4 protein-coding genes are annotated in these 3,727 nt (G+C 40.9%); 3 read left to right on the top strand and 1 reads right to left on the bottom strand.

Going from position 1 to position 3,727, the window contains the following annotated elements:
• The coding region (locus V7083_RS22750) for a long-chain-fatty-acid--CoA ligase (protein WP_335482376.1) at positions 1 to 1,419 on the bottom strand (1,419 nt) is incomplete at its 3' end.
• Between the two features lie 170 nt (positions 1,420 to 1,589).
• On the opposite strand from V7083_RS22750, the gene V7083_RS22745 reads away from it, so the two are divergent.
• From V7083_RS22745 to V7083_RS22735, 3 genes are all read left to right on the top strand, one after another.
• A complete protein-coding gene (locus V7083_RS22745; protein ID WP_335482375.1) occupies positions 1,590 to 1,973 on the top strand; it encodes a hypothetical protein in 384 nt (127 codons plus the stop codon).
• 112 nt (positions 1,974 to 2,085) lie between these two features.
• Positions 2,086 to 2,988 (top strand): alpha/beta hydrolase, encoded by a 903-nt coding sequence (locus tag V7083_RS22740; protein ID WP_335482373.1) that lies wholly within the window; start codon positions 2,086 to 2,088, stop codon positions 2,986 to 2,988.
• Positions 2,989 to 3,079: 91 nt separating this feature from the next.
• Positions 3,080 to 3,517: a GNAT family N-acetyltransferase gene (locus tag V7083_RS22735; RefSeq protein WP_335482371.1), complete on the top strand. Its 438-nt coding sequence runs from the start codon at positions 3,080 to 3,082 to the stop codon at positions 3,515 to 3,517.
• Positions 3,518 to 3,727 lie beyond the last annotated feature (210 nt).

Below are 3,727 nucleotides of genomic sequence, written 5' to 3'. Positions count from 1 at the left end.
TGCATGATGATTGTCCCGTAAAACAACATAAGCATGCGGAGTTTCACCCCATTTTTCATGTGGGACGGCAATTACGGCTGCCTCAAGAACGGCTGGATGTTCATACAAGGCCCCTTCCACCTCGATCGATGATATATTTTCTCCACCGCTAATAATAATATCCTTTTTGCGGTCAACAATATCAATATGGCCAAATTCATCTACGGTACCCATGTCACCGGTGTGCAGCCACCCTTCTCGGATGGCTTCCATGGTTGCTTCTTCATTTTTCCAGTACCCAAGCATTACTCCATGGCTCCTTGTTATAACTTCACCAATCTCCACCCCATCGTGGGCCACTTCTTCACCAAAATCATTGACAACTCGAACATCACACCCAATCATCGGGTAGCCTGCTTTAGCTTTTATTTTTGCCTTGTCTGCTGGAGATAAATCGTTTAATTGCATTCGTATGGTCGAAATCAGACTAAGCGGTGACGATTCAGTCATCCCATAGACCTGAATAAACTCCCAGCCTAATTCTTTTTCCACTCGTGTTACAAATGCCGGCGGCGGAGCGGAACCTGCTATGACAACACGAACATCCTGTTCTATCTCCGGAAGGTTTTTTTCATAATACTGCAACAACGCGTTCAAGACCGTAGGTGCCATGTGCAGAACTGAGACTTTATACTTCTGAACCGCCTGAAAAATGGATTCAGGCGTGGCTTTTTTCAAACAAACATGGGTTGCACCATTGGCAGTGTAGTAAAACGGTGATCCCCAACCGTTAACATGAAACATAGGAAGAACATGTAAATATACATCACGATCAGTAACTCTTAGGTGATGCATGGAACTTAGCGCATGCAAGTAATTATTGCGGTGAGTCAACATAACTCCCTTTGGATTACCTGTTGTTCCACTTGTGTAAAGCAAGCTGCACACATCATTTTCATCGAGTTCGGCACGGTCAAAAGTTTCCGTTGAAAAACTTGATAGCCATTGATTGTAATCGATTTCATTTGTTGACGAATCGTGATATTGGACGATAATACGCTCCACTGTTTCTAATTTTCCTTTGATTGGTTTAATTAAATCATACAAATCCTGATCGACAAAAAGCAACTTTGACTCGCTATGATTCAAAATAAACAGGTAGTCTTCTGGCTTCAAACGGATATTGAGCGGAACCATGATCGCCCCCAACTGAAATATCCCATAAAATCCTTCGAGCATTTCTACAGTGTTGGGTGCTAAATAAGCGATTCGATCTCCTTTTTTGACCCCCAATTCCTTCAGACCATGAGAAAGCTGGTTGACCCGACCATTTAATTGTTCGTATGTAAATATCCTTTCATCACAATAGACTGCCGGTTTATCCCCATATAACGCAACAGCTCTGTCCAAAAATTGCGGTAACACTAATGGTACATTCATTCTCCCACCCCATTATAAAAAATTCGAATATTCAAATTAATAGTATCATAGATGTGTGTCTAAATACAATTTTTGTCAAAAAATATATTGTTATTGCTAAGAGTATTTATGTACTATTTATCAAAAAACGGCCATAAAATAGAATATATGTTCGCGAGGAGGCGAGAAGCTTGATCACCAGAGATATGCTAGTACAATATTATGAGCTCAACAAACAGAAAAAGGAAATTGAAATGAAAATGAATGAATTGAAGGATCAGTTTCAAGATTACTTTGATAACTTGATCGGTTCTAATCATAAAGGAGAAGTTACCATTAGCGGCTATAAACTTCAGCGGCAAGTACGTAAAACTGAGCGATTTAACGAGGAAACTACTGTTAAGAGATTAGAAGAATTACAGCTTCACGATCTGATCCTAACCGTTAAAAAGCCTGATGATGCAAAAATTAAAGCAGCACTAAGCCTTGGTTTACTAAAGGAAGAACAATTAGAAGGGTGTATGATTACCTCGTTAACGCCAGCCATTTCGGTAAAACCATTGGTTCCTCGATAATTTTTAAAAGGACCTTTCAGGTTCTTTTTTTCTTGAGGATGAAGGATTTATTCAAACTTCTATAGAAGTACTAACTCGTACACATTTTGTCGTTTGGAAAGGGGACAACTACATGGCAAGTCCAGAAAGTTTGATGGTTAAACAATTTTTAAAGGCCCAATCAACCGGCCAAGGCCAGTCTGCGGCTGCTGAATTTAGTATTGAAGCAGCTCGTCAAGGCCTTGAAATGTTATCAGCTTTAACCCCCGATGTATCAGATGTTCAAGTTGAAAAAACAACTATTGAAGGAATACCGGCAGAGTGGGTTTCCGCCCCAAATGCGAAGGCAGACCGGGTGTTCCTTTACCTACATGGAGGAGCCTATATCATGGGAAGCTGCAATACCCATCGCTACTTAGCCTCCAAACTATCCTTCTCCACTGAAGCACGTGTTCTTGTTCCTGAATACCGTTTAGCACCTGAACATCCTTTCCCAGCAGCGTTAGAAGATGCGTTACATGCTTACCATTGGCTGTGTTCTTCCGGCTACCAACCAGAAAACATTATTATTGGCGGTGACTCTGCTGGCGGCGGATTAACCATGTCTACTCTATTAACCTTAAAAGAAAATGGGGAACCATTACCGGCAGTAGCTGTATTAATATCACCGTGGACCGATTTAGCAGGTACTGGAGAATCCATGGAAACACGTAAAGAAGCTGACCCGTGGTTAAGTCCGAATTTGACTTTAGAAGTTCCCGTTATGTACCTTCGTGAAATAGATCCAAAAAATCCAATCGTATCACCGATTTACGCAGATTTATCCGGTTTACCTCCAATGATTGTACATGTCGGAAATGATGAAATCCTGTTGGACGACTCCACCCGCCTTGTTGATCGTGCCCGTTCAGCTGGTGCTGACGTAACCTTCAAAATCTGGGAAGATATGTGGCACGTGTTTCAAACCTTCACCATTCCGGAAGGCCAACAATCAATTGACGAAATCGGCGAGTTTGTTAAGAGCAAATTAAGGTAAGCTTCTGAAAGCAGCGGGTGTGCTCGTTGCTTTTTAATTTTTATAGTTTATGATTAAATTATTTTTATAATCTGAATAAAGGGGAATAGATATGAATCATTCAATCATTATTAAAGAATTAACGAATAAACGAGAATGGCTAGAGGCATTTCCGGTTATGCAGCAACTACGTACACATTTAGATGAAGACAGCTTTCTTGAGATTGTAGAGGAAGCCGTGGCAAAAGAAGATTACAGATTGGCGGCCGTTTTTGAAAATGATCAAATTGTTGCTGTCACTGGATTTATGCCGATGATTACTCTTTACAACGGAAGAGCCATTTGGGTATGCGATCTCGTTACAGATGCAAACGTTCGCTCCAAAGGTCATGGAAGAGCCCTGCTCTCCTATGTTGAAAACTGGTCAAGAGAACATGGCTATGAAGCTGTATCCCTTTCCTCCGGACTTCAGCGAGTAGATGCGCACCGGTTTTATGAAGAAAAAATGGAATATGATAAGACTAGTTATGTCTTTTTAAAGAGACTATAAGGCGAATTACATTTGATAATAGATGAGGGCCATTTTCACTTGGGGGTACCGGGAGTGATCTTTCAACTTATGAAAAACAGTTTTGATGGAGGCCAATGGGGATTTTTGAGGTCGTAGGCTTTGAAAGACACTTTCGATGAAACCAATAGAGATTTTGACGTTCATTGTGCTTATGAAAGACATTTTCAGTGGACCCCATGCAAATTATGG

The sequence above is a fragment of the Bacillus sp. JJ1764 genome (assembly GCF_036962145.1).
Classification (GTDB): domain Bacteria; phylum Bacillota; class Bacilli; order Bacillales; family Cytobacillaceae; genus Neobacillus.
Note: the sequence above shows the minus strand (reverse complement) of the source record. Positions and strands in the feature narration are given on the sequence as shown.